Source organism: Bradyrhizobium sp. 1200_D9_N1_1 (assembly GCF_052075915.1).
Taxonomy (GTDB): Bacteria; Pseudomonadota; Alphaproteobacteria; order Rhizobiales; family Xanthobacteraceae; genus Bradyrhizobium; species Bradyrhizobium diazoefficiens.
The window spans coordinates 7,538,450-7,559,425 of the sequence record NZ_CP197226.1 but is presented as its reverse complement, the minus strand read 5'-3'; the positions used below and the strand labels follow the sequence as shown (position 1 = coordinate 7,559,425).

The window sequence follows — 20,976 nt, the reverse complement described above, 5'->3', positions numbered from 1 at the left end:
AGAGCGGAGGAGGAACGTAAGATAGGACTATCGACGTGTCTTGCTCCCGTCGGTCGGTTTCGCGCGCACCGTCGAAGGACGCTTGTCATGCGAAAAGGCGGATAGATCAAGCGTGAGACTACGCAATTGCTCGGCGCTCTCCGAGTCATGATTTGCCAGCAGATTTACGAGGTCCTCCTGATCGGGCTGTCCCATAGCCAGACGATAAAGCAGGCGCTGATTTCTCAGACGCGCGAAACGTCGGACGTCGCGGCTCTGAGGCAGTGCGAATAGGTGCCGTTTGATTTCCGCGTTGGGCATCGTCCACCATGGGCTCATCCCAGTGTCGTCCCCGTAGGACCTATCAGCCTCGCGCGCGATCACGTCCCATGGGGAAGATCCCAGTTCGCGCGCTTCGTCGAGGGCTGTCTTGCCGAGCGCCTGGGCCAACGGTCTCCGGACGGTCAGACCGCCGAATCTTTGGATACGCCCTTCACGTTGTTCAAGATCGACCGGGCTCGAGCAGAGATCCCAGTGGCCCAGCCGATCACACCAACTGTGAAAGTCGAGCCCCTCTTGGCCGACCGAAGTCGTCACCAAGATGTGGGGCCAGAACGGCGTATTGAACGCTGCGCGGATCTCCTCCGCGCGCGCTGCCGGAGGATCTTCGGCTCGTCGGTCCTGCCGTTGGGTCTCGCTCTCCGTCGCGCCGAAGGGCACTGCGGCGTGACAGCGAATCCGCAGCCGATCCTTTTCGCCGACATCCTTGAATGCGAACGTTCCGACGTTCGCTGCGAGCGCGGCAGCGAGGTCGTCGATCAGCTCAAATGGGGCGATTTTCGACTTGCGCAGCCAGAAATGTTCGTCGAGCGCCGCTTCCAGACATCCATCGGTGCAAGCGCGTTGAAATTTCTCGGTAGCGTTTCCGCCCGGCAAGACGGACCAGAAGACGGGGCGGTCCAAATAGAACCGGAAGCTGGACCAGCAGAATTTGACTAGACCAAGATAATGTTCGCTCCCGGATTGGAATATCGTCGGAAGGTGTCGGAGCAGGGCTCGGCCAACGACATTTCCGGGGGCGCCCAAAGCCAGATCAACCAAGGCGTCCAACTCCCATGATGAAATCCAGGCGATCGGCTCGGCATCGTCGCGTTGGCCCAACAGCAGTTGCAAGGTGGCGTCATCGGAGGAGACCTTTTTCCATGCCTTGCGGACCGGCTCGTAGTCGTTGGGGCGGACTTTCGCATGCGCACGCTCGATAGCCGCCAGGACCGCCCAAGCCGGTTTTCGACGACGATTTGCTCGCGCGCTAGGCGCCTTTGGCGCGATCGCCTTAGGAAGTTCCTTGATGATCTGCTGCCGCACGGTCGCGCGTACTTGCTTCATCGTGGAGTTGATCTTTGCGCGCAAAGGGTCGACGCAAAGGATTAAGAACGGAGAGGGGTAGAAAAGCGCGAGCGTCGGACCTTGGTTCCGTTTCGGATTCAAGTGCCGTTTCTTCCAGGCGTCGGAGTATGGCAGGTGCGCCTTGCCCCCGAAGCGCCTCTCCACCTCCAGACTCGTAAGGGCCGCCACGCTTTGAGGCGTTGCGCGGAAGCGGCTGAAGATCAGCATCTTCGGAGAAGTTTCGGCCTTTACCCAAGGGCCGGACGGCGTCCACCAGGCGAGAGACGGCGCGACCCATGGCAACGCGAGAGAGGCGGGTGGCGCCAATGCGTTCAACGCGCGAAGCTTCGCGCTTCCCCATCCATCTTTCGGAGCCTTGAAGCAATTGGTCACGCCTAGGCGAGGAACGCTGCGGGACGTCGGAAATTTGACGCCCTTCGAGATCTGATACCGATCGCCGAGCGACTGCGCCGGGAGCGGTACCGACAACCAGTACGCTATCGCGCTCCCTTTGAATTTGTCGCGAACGTTCGCTGCGAAATGACGGTACACGTCGAGGTCGTGCGGCTCCATCGAGCTGGGTTGCTGCAGATCGCCGACATTCATCGCGACGGGTCGTTCGGTCCGCGACATGAACGGCGTCAACATCGCTTGCAGTGCCCGCTTGATCTCACGCGCTTCGGCCATTGGCTCGGTTCTTTCGTGCGGAGCCAGCCGTCCGATCGCGTGCAGAAGGTCGCCGAAGCGCCGGAATTTCTTCTGGACAGCCGCCCGCACCGACGCTCCCCCGAGGAATTCCACGATGTCGAAGAATTCCTGATGGGGTTGGGCTCCGGCCTCTGTCTCCCAGCGCTCCGCATAAAAGCGATACGGCGTGGCGGATAGCAGCAGCAGAGGCGGAGGCGTTCCGCCTTCCGCTCCATCGAGAAGAACGCGCGCAAGCGGGTTGTCGACTTTGGCATCGAACAGGTCGCGATAGCATTGAAACTCGTCGAATACGACGATATCGGGCGGCATACAAGTCAGAGCGGCACGAGCGAGTGCCTTTCGAAGACGCCCGAGAACATTACCGGCCTTGGAGCTATCCACGGCGGCCAGAATTCCGTCGCGCACGGGAAAACCGAATTCTGCTCGCAAGGCGCTCGCATAGGCGTCGATGAAGCGTCGTGAGACGTTTTCCATCCTTTCGCGCGCTTCGCCGACTGCCCATGGCCAACTGGTTGTCGCGCCGTGCTCGAGAAAACCTCTCGGAAGGTCCTGCCGAAGGTCTGGGTAACGTTCGTCCAGCAGGCAACCGATGAAGGCCCGCTCGAGCGCCTTTCCGCCGTAGAGCCGCTGCGAGCCGGAGAACGACGTCTTCGGCGTGAAAGCGTACAACCTCAACGCCCGGGAAGGAGGCTCGAACGGCATGAGTCCGACACGGTCGACGGACGAAAGAGCGGCCTTTGCGTCCTTCTCGTCCAGAAAACGCAATAGTTCGGATTTGTTCTGATCGGCTACCTTGAGGCCGCTCGTAACATAGTAGACCGTGAACTTCCGGGCGTCGGCCGCCAGTTCGGCGATCGTTTCCCGCGCCACGATGGTCTTGCCGAGACCGACCTCGTCGGCGACGAGAAAACGTCGCGTGCGATTGCCTCCGCGCAACGCCGCGATGACGGCTTCCACCGTCGCCCGCTGGAAAGGCTTTACCCTGGACGTCATGACGCAAGCCGCTCGCGCGCCATTGCCCAGATCTCCGCTAGTTCGTGGAGGTCCACCCGGTCGGCCTCGCTGAGGGTCTGGTCGTGGGCGAGAATTGCGTCGACGTAGGGGCCGAAATGGCGGTCGACGCGGGAGAAAGCTTCGGGATCTCTGGCCCAGGCCGACAAGATGTCTTCGAGCGTCAGGCCGTCATAAATGACCGATTTCCCGTTCCGTGACGACTTGCCCGGCTCTTCGTCCCATTGAGTTGGGTCGGAAGAACGGACGTCGCCGTTCAACCTCGTCCGCATCCATTCATGAAACGCGCGCAGTCCCATGTGACGGGCAAGAGCCGCGATGTCACGGCCGGCTTCCAAGGCGGGCGTGACCTCGACCCGCTGCATCCACGCGAGCTCTCCCTCCTGTCCCGCGATGCGGACCTGAACGAATTCGCTTTGCAGCGCAAGCGGGACGGATCCCAGGGCGAGTACGCTTACGCCCGCCGGCCACGCCAGCAGGTCGCCGTTGGCAAGTCCGACCGAGAGCTCGTGCGTAGGCTCGGCGAGTTTCGGGACAATCCCAGCATCCAACGTGAATTTTTCCGCATCTCTCAGTAGGCGAGGGCTCCACGTAGCCATGAGCTCCCGACGCGACTTGTCGAGAGCTTTGGCTGCATCGGTCACCGTGGACGCCATCGCGGCGATCTCATCGATGACCACAGGACTAGCGGAGTCCGCCAGGAATTGCAGACCCCGCCGAAACTCGTCGCCGGCTTTCAACTCCAGCATGATTTCCGAATTTCTTCCGAACCATGCGCGATCCGTGGCGTTCGCGCTTCCTATTCGCACGACGCACTCCGATCCCATGTCGAAGGCGTAGATCTTCGCATGCAGGGACAACGGTGGAGGTTCCGCATCGTCGCCCGTGGCGGCATCGGGCTCGCCGGGGACCGACGGCGCCTGATCGATGGCTGCATCTGGAGCGGCGTAGGCGAGGACGCGGGAGAAACCCGCCAGCGGCTTGCCTGCCTTGCCGGCTACTTCGATGAGGGCCGGCATCGAGGAGATCAACGTTCTTCGCCCTTCGGGTCCCCACTTGGACGCCATCTTCACAAAACCCGGCGACAGAAAGGGACTCACGATGGTGATGCCGCGAACGCTGCCGGCCGGCGGTTCGACCGGAAGCCCAACGTTCTCGCCGAGACCGTCCAACAGCGAGCGGATGGAATATCCGGACGGCGCCTCCCACCAGATCTGTTCGAGCTCCACAGCCAAGGCATGGGCGTCATCGCGACCTGCATCCGCCGCGAGTTTCGCGGCGACGGCTCCGATGCCTGGGAGAAGAGCCTTGTTCTTCCCGCGCTTCAGCCCACCTGTCACGAGGACACCGACGTCCAGATCGCGCGAGCGCGTGAGGTTTCGGCTTCCGATCCAGAGCCGCCATGACGAGGCGAGCGACGGCGCGTCGTAGGCGACGAGTGCGATCTTCGGATGCCAGCTTCTCGTCCGCTCGTCGTGATTCTGCTCGACGATGAATTGATCGAGGATGCCTGCGATCTTGGGAAGGGCCACAGGGCGGGCGATGCGGCCCCGCTGGATGAGGATCTTGACCTTTCCGGACAGTCTATCGATCGCCTGAGCAAAATCGACGACCGTGCCGCTACCCTTCTCGTCGTTCCGACCGATCAACGCGAGGAGCATCGCGGCGACGGCCGAGACGTCGACCGAATAGGTAGCGAAGAGAGCGAGGCGCACCGAAGCCGTCGGGTCTGGACGCAATTCGTCGAGATAGGGCTGCCCTTGCCAGGCCGGGCGCTTCTCGCTCATGCGTTTCCCGTCAAATCGTTGAGAAGACGCTTGATGTTGCCCCATCGGTAATGCAGCGGTTCAGCTTTCCCATGTTTCTCCGCTTGCCATTCCAATCGCCGGTCGATCCCGAACTGGTTGTCGCTCAAGCGGGTCCGGTCCTGCTTCCGAAAGCGTTCTGCCCGGGCATACGTTTCCAGCAACTGCATGGGGTCATGACTGCCCTTTCTGATCCACTCGTGCGTCTCCGAAATCACCTTGTTGACCGGTCCGGGGAGATTGCCGACTTCGTCGTGGAAGGCGTCAAGGTTCAGCGCCGCAGCCTTTTTTCCCCATGACGCGATGGTCGCCGGCAAATGATCTCGATGGATTGTCGTGGGAGACCGCTTGTCGCGGACCGTCTTGATGGTTTCGACCTGCGCGGCATAGACCGCCCGTCCGATCGCAGATAGAGCGGCTGCTTGTCCTGCGCGCGTGAGCATGGGCGCCTCGTCGCCAGCCAGCGCGACGATCGGCTTGTCCCAGCAGTATGACGCATCCGCTATGGGTCGATCGACGAGCCGGGACAGCAGGGAAGGGCGGGAATGATCTCCGGGCCGGCGCACAGCCTTGAGCTTGCTGGAAAGGAAACGACGTTCGGTCTTGGGCAAGGTGAGCGAAAGTTTCCCGGTTCCGCTCCAATCGCTCGGAGGATCAGGCAATCCGACGATCGGCCACGGGACCCCTTCTAGCGGCTTACCGTCATCATCGAGCAATGCACGGCTTCGCGATGCAACCAGAAGATCCGCCATCTCCGCGCGGCTCCAAGGACGTCCGTCGGGTCGCAAGCCGATCAGACCCCACTTGGAAAGGGCGGTCCAGTACACGTATGCCGGCGGCTGGCTGATCGGCTTGGGGTGGACTTCGCCACCGATGACGCCATCCTTCTCGCCGGCCTCGCCGTCGAACTTCAGGCGTCCAGTGATGTCGTGTTCCATGTCGACATAGGCTTGCGCGAAGTCGCGAGGTACGGGTCTCTTCTGACGAAGTGTCTCGAAAATCCAAGGTATCAGCAGAGCGTATCGCAACCGCGTGTGCAGCACCGATGTCCCGGGAAAGAAATGATCGGCGTAGCGTTGGTGGATGATCAGGAAGCCGACCTCGTCGCGCACTCCCGCCGTTCCCCCGAACATCGATTGCTCGGCCTGCCCCAGCGCCTTCTTGGAGAGAAAAGTGAATCCAAACGACGACATTCAGCCCCCTGCCGCAGCGGTCGCTCGTCGCCGCGGCGCAAATCGATTCTACTCGTGATCAGCGACAAGCGCGCCGCTTGATTTTCAATGTCAACAATCCGGTTGGCCCGATCAAAGAAACCCTCGGACAGTAGCGGAGGAGAATCGGATTTGTGAAGCCAGGATCAGCTTTCGTTTTCCATCGAGACCAGTTCGCCGGCGATGTCTTTCGAGTTCTTCACCCAGACGGGCACGTCGGCCAGATCTTTGTCCTGTTGTCTGATTGCTTTCAGCAGGCGCATCTCGTCGAGCAGATAGAACAGCATCGCTCGCCGCACTGGGATGACTGACAGACCGGCGGTCATCCGGTACTCCCGAGCGATCATCGAGCGTTGCGTCGGCGACAATCTCGGGTGGGGTTCGAATTCGACGTCGACCGTCTTGTGCCAGTCGTCGTCGAGTGTCGCGGGAACGGGGGCATGGTCGGGCAGAAGATCCGACGACAGCACGCGGGAAAGGGAGAAATCCAGGAACCGCTTGCGCGAGAAGTCGAATGCTCTGACATGGTAGCGACCGGACGCCTTCACGACCGCGTGCGGACAGACCACGCGCTCGCTGGCTTCCGCGCTGGTCATCGACTGGTACCTCAGGCGGCAACTTTCACGGAGCTCCGTGGCGGCAAGAAGTGCTCGGACGTCGTCCGGTTCGATCCGGTGTTCGGGGGCGCGCAACAGCTCCAGTGGACATGCTGCGTCCGGTCGTGCGTCCGGAAGTCTGGACAGCCAGAGGTCGTCAAGGGAACCCGCTATGCCGAACACGGGCACGAATTTCTCGGGTCGAAGATAGGTGCCCGCCCCCAAGACTCCGGCGGCTGCGGGGCCGGGTTTCCGCTCGGCGGGCGGCGTAGTGGACAGGTTGCGATAGGTCTTTATATCTATTTTTCCTTGTACGTCGGATATGCCAAATTTTGCGGCATGATCGGCGAGTCGCAAAAACCCGAACCAATTCAACCTGTCGTCGACGTGCTTGAGGCGAGCCTTCAAGGAGCTGCCGCCTCTCAAGGATTCGAGTTCGTATAGTGACTTTACAGACATTTAATATTCAGTTTTAATATTCGGATGGTGAATAATCAATCAGATTCGGAGGAGGACGTCGAGATCGCGCTCCGCGTGCTCAGCCGGGGATTCGTCGATCTGCATCAAGGCGTCCGGGCCGGCGAGATTGTGGATCCCTATGCGTTGCCGCAGACCATGGGCGAGGGGATGCGGATGCTGTCGAGATTGTGCGTGATGGCGGCCGTGGAGGATCTCGGCGACAGCATCCACACTCTCTCCGACATCGCCCGACGCCTCGCGGTCGGCGAATGGGGTCTTCCGCAGTTCGCGCCACCGTTCCGGTTAGCCGAGGCGAAGCTCCTCACGTCCGAACCGGTCGCTCCCACCGAGGAATGCCGCGCGCTGGCGAGCAAGGGCGGTGCGGATGGAATCCTTGAAGGCGTACATCACCTGCAGCTTCGCGAGATCGTGCAGCGGGTGCGCAGCCAGAGCCGCCTCCAGATCTATTCCGTGCTGCGCGAGCGGATCGTCCGCAAGCCCGTGTACGAGCGACGCGAGCTTTCCGGCTTCCTCGAGGACGAAGGCATCGTCGCCGCCGACGAGGTCATGCGCCAATGGTCCTCGGACATCCCGCTCGGCGCATTGCGGCGCGACGGCTCGTTCGCCATCTGCGCGAACTGTGGCGGTCTTCTCTATCCGCACCGCGACGCCGCTCGCTTCCCAGATGGCCGGTGCAAGATCGGACCCTGCCGGGAGGAGGTGCCGTCTTCGACGGCGGGGCAAATCGTCGAAGACGCCGCGGGCTGGCGGGTCTTCAAGGACGACATTCTGGCCTACTGGGTGGGGCCCGGCCTGGCGGAGATCCGCCTGTATGACGACCTCCGCAGGGGTGGGGTGGACGTGCAGCTCTATCCCCGTGACGATGCCGCCGACGTCGGGCGGACGCACGAGCTGGGCATCGACGTGAAGAGCTACGCCTGCCCGCGGTTGCTCGGGGACACGCTGTCCGAACGGCTCGGTGGTCTGACGACCTTCGACGAACGGTACGTTGCCATTCCGGACGCGATCGTGAACCGCCGGCCGGGCTATCTGGAGGATCTCCGCTACGCCTATCGTGGGTCGACCAGCGTCGTGTTCGGAAAGGTCAGCGAGATCGCCGCGAGGATTCTCGGATGAGGGTCGCTCCGGAAGGATACAGGCCGGCGTTGCGCGCCCAGTGGATGGCGTGCGTTATGCACGACATCTTGGGTCTCGGGTCGCTCGCCGGCGCGCCGGCGCTGTTCTCGGGCTATCGATCCATCGTCACGCATCCCGCCCTGTCCGAGGCGCGCGTCGCGCTGCGGAACCTTCGGCTCCTCGGCGTCAACATCGAGTCCGAGGCGCACCTCCAGGAGGCGGTGACGGAAGCACGGGCTTGGGAGGAGGATCACTCGTCCGCGGACGATTACGTCGAGCCGCCGTTCGAGATCTCGACCGATCCCGGCACCGGCTTCGCGATCCGCGAGCGCGTCCGTCGCGACGACGCCCGTCGCGCCGGCATGCTCGCCTCCCTGCTGGAGGTACTGCCTCACGACCTACAGAAGGCGCTTCCCGCCGACCACACGCGCCGATTCCGCTTCCGTGTCGACGGGGATAGCGGGCCCGACGTGATCTGCGACACCCGCGAGATCGCCACCTTGCCGCCTCCGCCGCGGACGGCTCCGGAGATGCACCAACGCGCGCCGATCAGCGTGACCATAGCGGAGCTCGAAGGCGTCGCCAGGGAGCTCGACGAGGAGGATGCGCGCGATCCGACGCGGGTACCGCGCAACTTCTTCACGCGTTTGAGGTCGGAGCAGGGGCAGGCCGTCTTCTCGGTGCTGTCGCCGCAGGGAGCGGGGCTCGCGCCGACGGATCGGATCGAACTCGACGACGTCAGTCACATGATCGGTCTTCCCGGGGCTGGCAAATCGACCTTGATCTTCCTGCTGGTCATCCTTCTCGCGCGGCGGGGCCGGCGCATCACGCTGCTCGTTCCGTCGATCGAGTTCGCGCTCGCGCTCGATGCGGACCTCACCCGATACGCCGTGCCGACGGCGCTGCTCGTCGGACAGTCGCCGGATGCGCGGCGAAGACATGCGACACGGTTGGCGGAGCGTATCGCGACGCTCGACAGCGCCGGCTTCGGCCAGACGGCGCCGGGTGCGGAATTGCTCGGGACGCGCTGTGCTCTCGCCGGTTTCGTGTCCGTACCTCCGCCCGGGTTCGACTTCCCGCATGACCGCCCGCCTTGCAGGTCGCTGCGCCAGGCCGCGGTCAACAAGGACGGGAACGAAGGCAAGGAGGGCAACAGGCTCTGCCCGCTCGCCGTCGCGTGCGGACGCCAACGCTCGTCGCGACGGCTTGCCGACGCCACTGCTCTCGTCCACATCGGGCACGTGATCTCGACCGAGGTCGTCGCCTCGCCGCATTTCTATGCGGAGCGGATGAGGGAGTTCGAAATGCTCGCCCGCACCAGCGATCTGGTGATCATCGACGAGGTCGACGGCGCGCAGGCCGCGCTCGATCAGAAGGGCTTCGCGGAACTCGATCTCTTCGGCTCGTCCGATTCCTACGAAACCATTCTTCTCGACGACGTCTTCGATCCGGTGGCGTCGGGGCGCGGCTTCGCTGTGTCGAATTCGATCGAAAACTACACGCTGGCCTCCAACAGATTCATGCGTCTGAACCGCGGGCTGCGCGCTCATCTGCTCGAGCGGATGGTCGAGGAAGGCGGTGTCCTTTCCCGGTACAAGGACGCCTTCGTCACCGGAAATTCGATCCTTGCCGGCATGTACCTCGATCCCGAGGTTGACGAGGAGGAACACGGCAGCGCCAGGTTCGATCTGATCAGGCGGCTCTTTGAGCAGTTGGTCCGCTCCGTCCTGACGTCCGGCGTCGGAGGCGACGGCGAGGACGAGCTTTTGGATCTCGATCTCGAGCGCGTCGCGCGGGATCTCGGCGTCGAGCATGCGGCGCTGGTCGCGGCGGCCACGCGCTTCCGCGACGCGCTCTTCGCGCTACTCAATGCGCGCCTGGTCGAGCGGTTCGCCGAGCATTACGACCGGATGCAGGAGGCATTCTTCGGGATCCTCCCGCCGCGCTCGGAACTGGATCCGCAGGAGGCCCGCATTCTGTTCCGCTTCCTCGTCGAGGTGACGACGGTGGTGCTGCAGTTCCTCGCGCTCGTGCCCGCGCAGTATGCGATGATCGCCGAAGGCGTGCATACCGAGCGCGTGTTCGGCCAAGGCGTTTCGCTCGACATGCGCCGCCACCTGCCGGAATCCCTCATCGGACGGCTGTCGGGCATCCGCTTCTCGTACGAAACCGACGAGCGCGGCAAGCGCAAGCTCGCGTTGCAGTACTTGTCCTTTGCGGGCGTACCCCGGCTGCTTCTGTACCACCTTTCGAAAATGCTGACGGAGGACGGGATCGAGGGCCCGGCCGTTTTGTTGGCGTCGGCGACCAGTTACCTCAAGCCAAGTCCGAGCTATCACGTCTCCGTCCGGCCGAACTACGTCCTCCGCCGCGAGGGCGAGCGCGAGGCTTGGCGCGATAGTGTGTACGCCTTCAGGCCCGTGCGCGACCCAGACCGCCCGGGCGAGTTCGTGAAGGTCAGCGGCGCCGGCACCGAGCGGGATCGCAATCACGCCCTTCAGCTCCTCACCGATCAGTGGTTCGGCGGGGCGGACCCGTACGTCCGACAGTTGCGCGAAGACCAGTTCGATCCGGGCCGCCGGACCGGCATCGTGGTAAACTCCTACGAGCAGGTGCGTCTCATGAAGGCGCACCTGAAGCGGACTTCGTCGTCGGCCCACCGCGTCATCGGCGTGACGTCGGATATCGCCAAGATCCCGCTGCAGGAGCGCGCCGAATGGGTCTCGGCCAGCCAGGTGGAGATGCTGGGCACGCGCGACGACTGGGACGCTATCATCTTTCCGATGAAGGCCATCGGTCGCGGCGTGAACATTGTGTTCCCGGACGGCGACCGCGTGCGCGACGCGGTCCTGGGTTCGGTCGCGTTCTTCGTCAGGCCCCACCCGACCGCCGACAGCCTGTCGTTCACCGGCGGCCTGGCGGGTCAGTTGGCCTTGCAATTCGACCAGAAGAACATTCCTCCCGGTGCCGACATTCCGCGGCTGGCCAGGGAGTGGCGGGGCGCCCGCGACGATGCACTCGAGTCGCTGCGGCGGCTGCTACGCCGGCCGCAACAGATGAGCCGGCTCGGGCCGATGATCCGTCCCTTCGTCGCCGACGGCATGGTCGATCTGCTGCAGACCATCGGTCGCGCGATGCGCAACGGTTGCAAGGCGCGCGTGTTCTTCGTGGATGCGTCCTTCGCGATGAATTCGACGCAGAATCGGCGGGATAGCCAGCGCTCGAGCATGATCGTGGCGATGCGCGACGTCCTCCAGGAGCTTCTCTCGTCCGCCGACCCGGTCGAACGCGAGATCTACCGGCTTCTCTACGAGCCTTTCCTGCATCCCTTGCGGAATTGCGCCAACGTGATCTTTCCGGAAATGAATCCCGAATGACCGAGGAGGAAAGCCTTTTCATCCGATCGTACGGGGATCAGTCCATCCTCGAGAGCGCGTTCGTTTGGCGCGGTCTGCCCCCGTCGGCGTCTTCGCCGGTGCCGCCGCTGCGTTTCGGCTGGACCTCTACAACGAGAGATCTTCTCAGGCGCATCGCGCGCAAGGCCGCCGACACGAAAAAGGCCGAGGGTAAGGAGCTCCCGTATTCCGACCTGAGGGCAGCCCTGCAGGCGCGGATCGGCGGCCTGATTTTGCTCGACAGCAGATTTTCACGGACCGACGATACGCCGCTGTTCGCCGCCAGCGGCGAGGCGGCCGACATCGAAGCCGCGGCGCACCGTTCCGTGGCGGCATGGATTCAACTCACGCTTCGTCCCTGGGCGGAAAATCTCGGAACGGATTGCGGCGACATCGACGCGCTTGAAGATAAGGGCCGGCGGCGCGAGCTCTTCGCCCAACTCCCGTCGCCTCCCGTGCCTGAGCCGGCCAACGTGCCGGACGCGTTGCGATCCGACTTCCGGCAATACGCCGACATCCTGCTCGCGATGGTGGCGTCGAGCCTGGAAGGCGTCGAACTCTTCGACGGACTGGGCGCCGTCCATCGGGTTCTCGACCGCGAGTACGGAAACTCGATCGCGTTCGAGACCTGGCCGTCGGCCTTGCCGGGCGGCGAGGACCTGTTCTCAATGGTGGCAATCATCAGCGTCGAGACGCGTCCGTCGTCCCGTCTGCCGTTTCTGGTCGTGAAGGCGGCCAAGCGCATCTGGTGTCGCGAGTTCCCGCCGGCGAACCGGCTGTACGGGCGACGCCGGATTTCGGTCCGCGTGCTCTCGCGGACTTCGCCGGCGCGCGCTGTGACGTTATCGGCCAGATTGGAGCAGGGTCTGCCGAAGACGCAGATCAACGCGATCGTCTACGAGGCCGGTCGCGAAACCGGGGAATCTTTCGTAGAGGACCTGACGTCGTTGGTCGCCTCGCGTGGGCGCGCCCCCGATCTCTTCGTGGGAGTGCCGTTCCGGTACGGTTACAGGCCGGAGCCGAAGGTCGCTCCGGGCGTGACGCTGCAGGATCAGGTCGATCTCTTCCGGAAGGTTCAGGACCTGATCGGCGGCTTCGGTTTCCAGGAGCCCCGACTCAGGGAAGTCGACGCGAAGATCAAGCGGCCGAAGGAATCCCATGACCAGGCGACCCTACACAACCTGATCAACCATCATTTCGGGCGGGTGGAAGAGGAGGATGTGCCGGCGAGGGTCGAGGAGTTGTTCGGCGTGCCCGAGAAGAAGAGGCGGGGCCGCGAAGCTCCCGCCAAGACCGTACCGCTCGAACCGTTGGTGCAGGCCAACCAGGAGCGGCTTGATAAGGCCTTCGGCGAGGGCGTCCCGATCGATCTGATGTTCGTTTGCCGGCGCGAGGAGGAGGGGCGTCTGTTCGCTTCCGTCGTCTCGTTGATCTTCGGAGATCGGGTGAACGTAGTCCGCCACGCGATGCCCGACGGCGTGCACGGCACCCGCCAGCAATTGGACGGCGACGCAAGGAATAGCAGGCTCAAGAGGGCCGCCGCCCGCAGGGAAGCTTGGTTGCCGCTCGCCGGGCGGATCCGGACCGAGTTTCCTGGGGCGCCCATCATCGTCCAGGCCGCGCTCAAATACGACGGCAAGGACGAAGACGAAGTCAACAAGAGCGTCGGCCGGAACACGCTGGCTACGGTCGCCGGCAGCAACGTCCAGTATCTCCTTCCGCCGACGGCTGGCCATGCCGCCGAATACATGCATCGCATCCAGGCGGCACTCTACGACCTGCTATTCGGTCATGCGGGGCTCGGACCGGTGCCGGCACCCATCGTCGAAGCCGCGTTCGTCGATGCTCCGCGGCCCCGTGCCATCGTCGGCATCTCGATCGTGTCGCAGGCCAGCTCCCGCACCGGCCGCCCCGAGGGAGCGACGATCGCGGTCGCGATGAAGACCGATGTCGCCACGGGCCGCATATCCGGGAGGCTTGGATTTCTGCGCAACGGCGCTATGGATACCGGCAAGTTCGAGGCTCTCTCGAAGACGCTGATCACGGTCGCCTCGGCCGGAATCACTTCGCTCGGGGAGAAGCAGCCCGACAGGCGCGAAAACTTCCTGTCTTTCGTGCGGCGCGTGTTGGACGAGGTCGCGGCCGAAGACGCCGACGCGTTGGTGCTGGTGGATTCCACCTCCGCCCGGTCGCTGTGGTCCTGGCTTTCCGACGAGAACATCTCTTCGGACATCTATCTCGAGGACGTCGCCGCCGCGCCTCCGTCGTCGTGGAAGAAGCTTCGTTTCGTCCGCGTCAGAGAAGGGTCCGCCGGGCGGCTTTCCGTCCTGACCGAGAGGAAGTGGACGCCCGTCACGCGCGAGGGTCTGCCGGTCGCCGCCGACCCCGTCGAGGAAGTCTACGCCACCGCCGCGGAGCGCCTCATCGAAAGTTTGCCCGAAGGGAACGCGCGGGCACGCCACTATCTGACCGCGCACGGCTTCGACGTCCGCAATCGCGGAGCCCGCGGGCAGTCCGTCTATCGCGGCAAATCAGGTTTCCAGAAGTTCGGGGCCCCGACGCCCGCGGATTCGCCCGTCGGGAAGAAGATTCTGATGCGGACGGCGCAGGTCAAGCCGTGGGACGTGCCTTCGAGAATTCCCGTCACGCTCGAAGTGACAGTTTTGCCGTCGCAGACCGGCGACGAAGACGCCATCGCGGCCTTGGTCGCCGGCCTCCGCAACGGCTACGCCCACACGGGGGACGGCACCTTCCTGCCGGCTCCGCTTTCGTTCAGGTCGAAGATCATCGACTACATGGATCGATACGGCACCGGCGCCGCCGAGGACGAGCCGGACCCTGACCCGATCGATGATGGCGACGATCGCCGGGACGATGACGAAGACGCAGTCGGGCGGGATGATGTGATCGGCTACGCCGAAACGCGTCGTTGGTTCGAAGGCACGGTCGACGTCGACGAGGACGAGATTCCGGACTTCGACGAGCCGCCGGCGGAAGACGCTGCGCCATCGCCGCCTGCGCGATCGCAAAGTCCGCCGGCGATCCTGCGCCTCCCGGAAACCCGACCGTCCGAGTTCGCGCCTGTCGCGGATACGTCAATCAAGGTCCCAGTCATGCTCGAAACGCTCAAGACCGATGCAATCGCGGACAGCCCGAAGCCGGAGCAGTTCCCGATGGAATTGGAGGATCTGGTCACGCTCCTGCGGAGCAGGTCGGCGCCGCTTCCGGCTTTCGTGACCGAACACTTCCTCGCGAACGCTATCAACATCGTCCCTCGCGATACGCGCCTCATGCACGATGACCGCGAGTGGATACGGAAGGCGACCGGCTATCCGTGGCCGGAGGAACGTCCTGGCGCCGACGACATGCCTCGTCTCTACGAGGAAGCCCTGCGATATCCCGCGTTCGCGATCGTCTTCCAGCACCAGTTCTTCCCCGACGACAACAACCGGGGCGGTCGCGGGCTGCCCAAGAACCTGATCATCGTGAAGAATGCCGACGCGTGGAAGCGTCTGCGTATGAAGGGACCGATACCCAAGGGAGTAAATGGAGTTCCCTTTCTGCGGCTCCTGCATAGCGTCCAGAACGGAGGCGACAAGGAATCGCATCTCGCCGAGGCTCTCGGTCTACCGGGACAAGCTGCTTGGGGCGCGCGGTGCTCTACGGCGACCGATGGTCTGGAGAAGCTTGACGCCGAAGGCGAGGAATGGGCCGACCTGGCCAAATATCTGCGCGCGGTGCTCGGTCCTTTCCGGCAATTCGGGCCCGACAGGACCATCGGCGAGATCATGGAAGAGGTCGTGATCCCCCAGGCGATGAAGCAGGTGCAGGTCGAAGCGGCCCCAACCGCGGAAGCGATCGAACCGGCAGGCTCGGCGGCCGCGCCCGACGCCAAAGTGGCGGTCGCGCATGAAGCCGCGGTATCCGACGAGCCCCTCGACGATCTCTCCGCGATCGAAATTGCTTGGCGCGCCGAATGCGACGGGTTGGTGGCGTTGACGGGCGCACTCTCCTCCATCGAACCGCAGGCCGCCGGCGACAGCATCGATGCCATCAAGGCGAGCTTGTCCGTTTTGGAAGACTTGAGATGCCGGGCGGCGCGCCTGCCGCCCGCGAGGGTACCGACCGCCGAGCTGCATCAGAACCTTCAACGTCTGACGGCAAAGGCGGCTGATGCACTGAACTCGCTGCTCGGCGAGTCGTCGATTGCTCCCCATCTTCTCTCCCGGCTCTTTCGATTGCCGAAGGAGGCGAGGGAGTCCGAACTAGCTGCGGCCGAGGCCCTCCGCGTTCAAGCCGATGCGGCGATGGCGGAGGCCGATGCCGGAGCGGCGGAGATCGAGCGACTCGAAGCGACGCTTCCCCGCAAGACCGCAAGGGCTCAGGCCGTCGCGATCGACGACAACAGAGAGCGGGCGCTACGTCGAGTTCTCGAGCACGTCGGTGCCGCCATCGACGTATTTGGAAAAGCGAGAGATACGGGCGATCCATCGCCGGCTCCGCCTGAAGAACCCGTTGCGACTTGCGTCGAAGCCTTCGCCGTCTCGAACGAGCCGCTTAACGTTCCCGCTCCGGTCCCGGTCGCGCATCCGTCGGCGGAAGCCCCAACCGCCGACGCGCCGGATCCCGATGACGACATGCTGCTCGACGCGGATGTCCACCAAGTGCTGGCTGAACCGCCGATCCGGACGGCGACGGCGGAGACGACAAACGAAGTCGTCGGAGATCCGCTACTGCAGGAAATCACGACTCGGCTGGACACGTTGTTCGCCGCCGGCGAATTCGGCTTGGCCTACCATCTTCGCCGCTGCGCGGTATCCGTGCTGCCGGCATCTCCGGACATCTATGCGGAAGAGGAACTCAGACTTGCCGCCGCCGACGGGCGAGCCATGGGGTTGTCCGGCCAGGACGTCCAATTCCTGACGTCGTCCAGAAGCGAAGCTCTCGCCGTCGCGCAGTCGCTCGCGGATCGGGAGGACGATCGGTCGATAGCCAGGTTGACGATGCTGCTCGCCACCGCGATTCCGGCGGCACTGTTCCGACCGGACGACGGCGCCGCGGTGCCGCTCGTCGAAACGATCACGTCCTTGAAGGCCTTCGAGCACCTGCGCAGCGCCTACGCGATCATCGAGGAGAACCGTCGCTTCAATTTCCCGCTGACGGCAGCCAATCTGATGGCGATCGAGGCCCACTCGCGCGAGAACTCGTTCGTGAGCGACGCCGTGGCATCGATCAAGGACACGGTGATCGGACTTCGATCGGCAAAATTCCGGTTTCAGTACGGCGAGCGGATCAAAGCCGCACTCCTGCAGCCGCAGGGCCTGTTGGGCCGCCTCCTTTCGAATCTGACGGAAACGAGCCATGACATCGCTCGCGAGGTTTCGGAACGGCTTCATCGACGGGAAGACATCCTTCTTCTCCTCGACGCCGCCGGCTCGGAGGGCGCGAGCCAGGAGGTCGACCTTCAGGCGCGGGAACGCATTTTCGCCGCCCTTTCGCGGGTCGGTCAGCAGTGCGCCGATCTGGTAAGGGCGCTCGAAGGCTTGGCTACGCTGCGCAAGTCCGCGCAGCGGCTCGAAACGGTCAAACGGCTGCGCGATACGGCGTTGGCGGAGATCGATGCCTTGCTGGCGCGGCCCGCTCCGGAGGGGCCGCGTCTGACGGCGGCGGCGAGCGGACATGCGGCGGCCATACTCCGCACCGTACGCGACACCCTGAAGGGGCTGTCCTCATCCGATCGAAACGTGCCCCCGCTCGCCGTCGGATTGCACACGCCTCTGCTTTGGCTCCCCAACATGACCTGGACCGGCGGCTGGATGCCTTCACCGTACACCGAGGAGCGCGTGCTCCAGGAGATCATAAATGCGCAGATTCCACTGAAAGGTGCCGACCCCGGCGCCGCTATCGCGCAAGCGTTCGAAGCCCGCCGCGCGGAATCCGCTTTCGTGCCGGCCTACATGCTGGTGAACATCGCGCATTGGTTCGGCATGAGCGAAGCGGCCGCCGAATCGCTGCGGTCCAAACTCGACGCCGACCGCGAAACCAAAAAGAACCAAGTCAAGTCGCGGCTGGCCGCGGCCGAACGCCTGATCGAGCGCATGCGTCGCATGGCGGTGGGTTCGCTCGATCAGTCGGCCCGATTGAAAGAGACGCTTTCGACCATCAATCCGGACAATCTGCCCGCCGAGCTGTCGCCGACATTCTTGCCGGAAACGCTGGGCGGGGATCGCGTCGAGGACTTCAATTCCGCGTTCGCCAGGATCAAGGAGGTCGAGAACGAAGCGCAGCGGGAATTCGACAAAACGGCCGCCGAAATCACCGGCAGGATCGCGGCACTCGACGAAGAGAAGAAGTTGGACCCGGAGACCGCCGTCGAACTCCGCAATCTGCTTCAGCGGCGGGAATTCACCACGCTGGCGGACTGGCTCAACATGTTGCGCACGGGCGCCCCCCGCCGCCAGCATCTTCCTAGCGGAACCCTCAACGTGCGCTTGGCCGAGTTCAAGGAGCTGCTGCCGCTGCAGGAGTTTTCGGCCGTCGACGTGCTGAAGGCGGCGCGCGCGATGGACGAAGGCCGCTCGTACGGCACGCTCGACTACAGCCATCTCGAACCTGAGCAGAGACAACAGGCGGCGAACATCGCGAGGAGCCTACTGCCCGCCTTGAAGCGCCATATGAAGTCGGCCTCGGGCTCGCAGGTGAAGGATACGCTCCAGACCGTCGTGTCGCAGTTGCTGTTCGAAGTGGCGAAGCTGGATCCCGACGAGGTTCTCACCAAGGTGAAACAGCAGGTCTACGTGTTCGACGCGAAGGTCTCGCTGCCGTCGGTGGATTCCAAGTCCCTTCTGCTCCCGGAGTTCGGCAGCCTGACGCAGGGCTCCTGGCGCATCTGCGTGGCCACATCGACGACGCCGCAGCCGGCTCTGCTGGACTTGGCCGAAGGCGCTGCGCCTCGCGGCGTTCTCCTGGTCTATCTCGGCGTACTCAATCCGGAGCGGCGCAAGAACCTGCGGCTGGAACTGTTCAAGCGCAGGAAATCGATGCTGGTCGTGGACGAGGCTCTCGTCACGGTCGCGCTCGCGGATACCTCGGACCATCGCAGGGCCGTCATGGAGATTGCTCAGGGATACTCCGGCGCCGATCCCTACCGCGACTACAACCGCTCGGCTGTTCCTCCCGAAATGTTCAAGGGCCGCTCTTGGGAGAGAAGTGCCATCGAGCATTCCTTCGGTTCCCACATCGTCTTCGGCGGCCGGCGCCTCGGCAAGACAGCGTTGCTCCGGCAGATCCATGCGACCCCTCCGGCGAACGCCATTTTCGCCTACGTCGACGTGGACTCCGTCGTCGATGCGTCGAACGCGTTCGAACAGATGTCTCGCCGCATCCCGATCTTCACGTCACCCGTCAGGAACGAGGACGAATTCACCGCCACGATCGCCAAATGGCTGGATCAGGACGAACGACGCCGGTTGTTGCTACTGATCGACGAGGCCGACAATTTCGTACTGTACGAGAGCCAGCACAATTTCCGCTGCATCCGTACGCTGCTTCGCCTGATGGCTGACACCGGCAATCGGTTCAAGTTCGTCCTCGCGGGTCTGCACAACGTATCGCGCATCGCGCGTACCGAGAATTCGCCGCTGGTCCACATCTCCAACAACCCGCTGGAGATCGGTCCCCTGCTGGGCAAGGACGTCGACGACGCGGAATTCCTGATCCGAGGCCCGCTCGCCGCTATGGGCTTCGAATTCGAGAATAGGGAAGATGCCTGGCGCATCCTGAGTTTCACGAACTACTATCCGGTTCTCATTCAGGTGTTCTGCGAGGAGCTGCTCAAGATCATCCACGAGCGCGTGCAGCAGACGAACCGTCTGCCGGACCTGATTTCGACGACGTTGGTCGAGCAGGCGCTCGAGTCGGCGGACGTTCGAGGCAAGTTGTTCCTGACTTTCGAGAAGACGATCAATTCGATTGAAGGTCGCTACGAGCTCCTTACGTACATCCTGGCGGCCCGCGAACTGGTGGACCACGGGTCCGGCATGTCCGCCGAAGGCATGACGCCGGCCGAGGTCGCCGAGCGGGCGATCGAATACTGGCCCGCAGCCTTTCCTCGGGGTAGCGATCCGATCGAGATCGAGTATCTGCTCGAGGAGATGGAAGGCTTCGGAATCGCGCGGCGCACCTACTCGGGCGGGTTCGCGTTACGGTCACGCAGCCTTCTGGAGTTGATGGCTTACGACGAAGCCGATCTGACGAGCAAGCTGGAGCAGTACCACAAACGGCGCCCGGATCGGATCTTCGATCCCAAGAACAATCGCAGAATCCTTGGAAAGCCGATTCCGATGGTCGACAGCAACGGCCACCTTTCTCCATTAACGAACGGTCAAGAGGCCGACCTCCTCGCGCCGTTCGCACCTGCCGCAGCGGTAAAGGCGGATGGATCTCCGATGTCCTCCCGCGCCCACGGCATCGGCGTCGTATTCGGCACGGAGTGGGCCGGCGTCCGGTTCGTCGAGGCGGCTCTGATGGACGCCGAACGGACGAAGGACGGACTGGTCGAGGTGGAGCCCCGGACCTACGAGGCGAAGAAGGACCTCTTCGACGATGTGAAGCGGCCGTCGCGATCGGGACGGCCGCGCGTGCTCGTGGTGTCCTCGAAGACGCCGTGGCGTCCGGACTGGATCCTCGAAGCCGAGCGGCTTGGTCGCGTGAGGAAGGGAGAGGTGCGGATCGTCTTCGTAGGCGATCCGCTCCACGCCTCCGCATGGTCCGAGGATACAGCCGTGCTGAAGCGCATCAGGCCCCTGGTCAAGTTGGTCCGGCTCCGCCCGGTGACGCGCTCGTACCTCGGATCCCGCCTCGAGTCGCTTCAGCTTTCCGGAGACCTGATGGATCGCATCATCGAGGCGACCGGCGGTTGGTCGGAGACGGTCGGACCTCTCATGGCCCGGATCGCCGAGCGGCCGAGCCAGGCTTCGACACTGATCGAGGCCGACAAGCAGGCCCTACTGGCGGCACCCGGTCTCTACGACCGCTTGGGCATCCAGCCCGTTCTCGCGGCCTTCTTCCGCGAACTCGCCCAGTATGCGCATGGCTCCGTCATCACGTATCGGGATTTCCAGCACCTCTGCACTACGGACGGCAGGAAGATCGTTCCGAGCATCCTGGCGGTGTACAGCGACGTCTTGGGGATCATCTCGTTCTCCCCCGACCAGTCCGGCAATCGCAGTCTGCACAAAGTCGACCTGAATCAGTTGGTTCTCGCCGCACTGCTAAAGGCGGAGTGACG

The 20,976-nt window shown here is 63.7% G+C and carries 7 protein-coding genes; 3 read left to right on the top strand and 4 right to left on the bottom strand.

Annotated features, from left to right (window positions below; all coding sequences use genetic code 11):
• Positions 1-27 precede the first annotated feature (27 nt).
• From AB5K84_RS35960 to AB5K84_RS35945, 4 genes are all read right to left on the bottom strand, one after another.
• Positions 28-3,066, bottom strand: coding sequence for a DEAD/DEAH box helicase (locus tag AB5K84_RS35960; protein ID WP_051000316.1), 3,039 nt, complete (start codon positions 3,064-3,066; stop codon positions 28-30).
• Positions 3,063-4,871 carry a phospholipase D family protein gene (locus tag AB5K84_RS35955; RefSeq protein ID WP_038966559.1) on the bottom strand — a complete coding sequence of 603 codons (1,809 nt, stop codon included), beginning with the start codon at positions 4,869-4,871 and terminating at the stop codon, positions 3,063-3,065. The genes AB5K84_RS35960 and AB5K84_RS35955 overlap by 4 nt, the downstream gene beginning before the upstream one ends.
• Positions 4,868-6,082, bottom strand: a complete 1,215-nt coding sequence (locus AB5K84_RS35950) for a DUF6361 family protein (RefSeq protein WP_038966560.1) — start codon at positions 6,080-6,082, stop codon at positions 4,868-4,870. The genes AB5K84_RS35955 and AB5K84_RS35950 overlap by 4 nt, the downstream gene beginning before the upstream one ends.
• Positions 6,083-6,246: 164 nt before the next feature.
• Positions 6,247-7,104 (bottom strand): WYL domain-containing protein, encoded by an 858-nt coding sequence (locus AB5K84_RS35945; protein WP_157839405.1) that lies wholly within the window; start codon positions 7,102-7,104, stop codon positions 6,247-6,249.
• A 126-nt stretch (positions 7,105-7,230) separates the two neighbouring features.
• Here AB5K84_RS35945 and AB5K84_RS35940 point away from each other — a divergent pair, with 126 nt between their 5' ends.
• The 3 genes from AB5K84_RS35940 to AB5K84_RS35930 all read left to right on the top strand — a co-directional run bounded on the left by AB5K84_RS35940 (position 7,231) and on the right by AB5K84_RS35930 (position 20,974).
• Complete coding sequence (locus AB5K84_RS35940; RefSeq protein WP_178372798.1) at positions 7,231-8,292, top strand: restriction endonuclease-related protein; 1,062 nt, start codon at positions 7,231-7,233, stop codon at positions 8,290-8,292.
• Between the two features lie 680 nt (positions 8,293-8,972).
• Entirely contained in the window at positions 8,973-11,669 is a 2,697-nt protein-coding gene (locus AB5K84_RS35935) for a hypothetical protein (RefSeq protein ID WP_441232725.1), read from the top strand.
• Positions 11,666-20,974, top strand: coding sequence for an RNaseH domain-containing protein (locus AB5K84_RS35930; protein ID WP_038966566.1), 9,309 nt, complete (start codon positions 11,666-11,668; stop codon positions 20,972-20,974). The genes AB5K84_RS35935 and AB5K84_RS35930 overlap by 4 nt, the downstream gene beginning before the upstream one ends.
• The last annotated feature ends 2 nt before the right edge of the window (positions 20,975-20,976 follow it).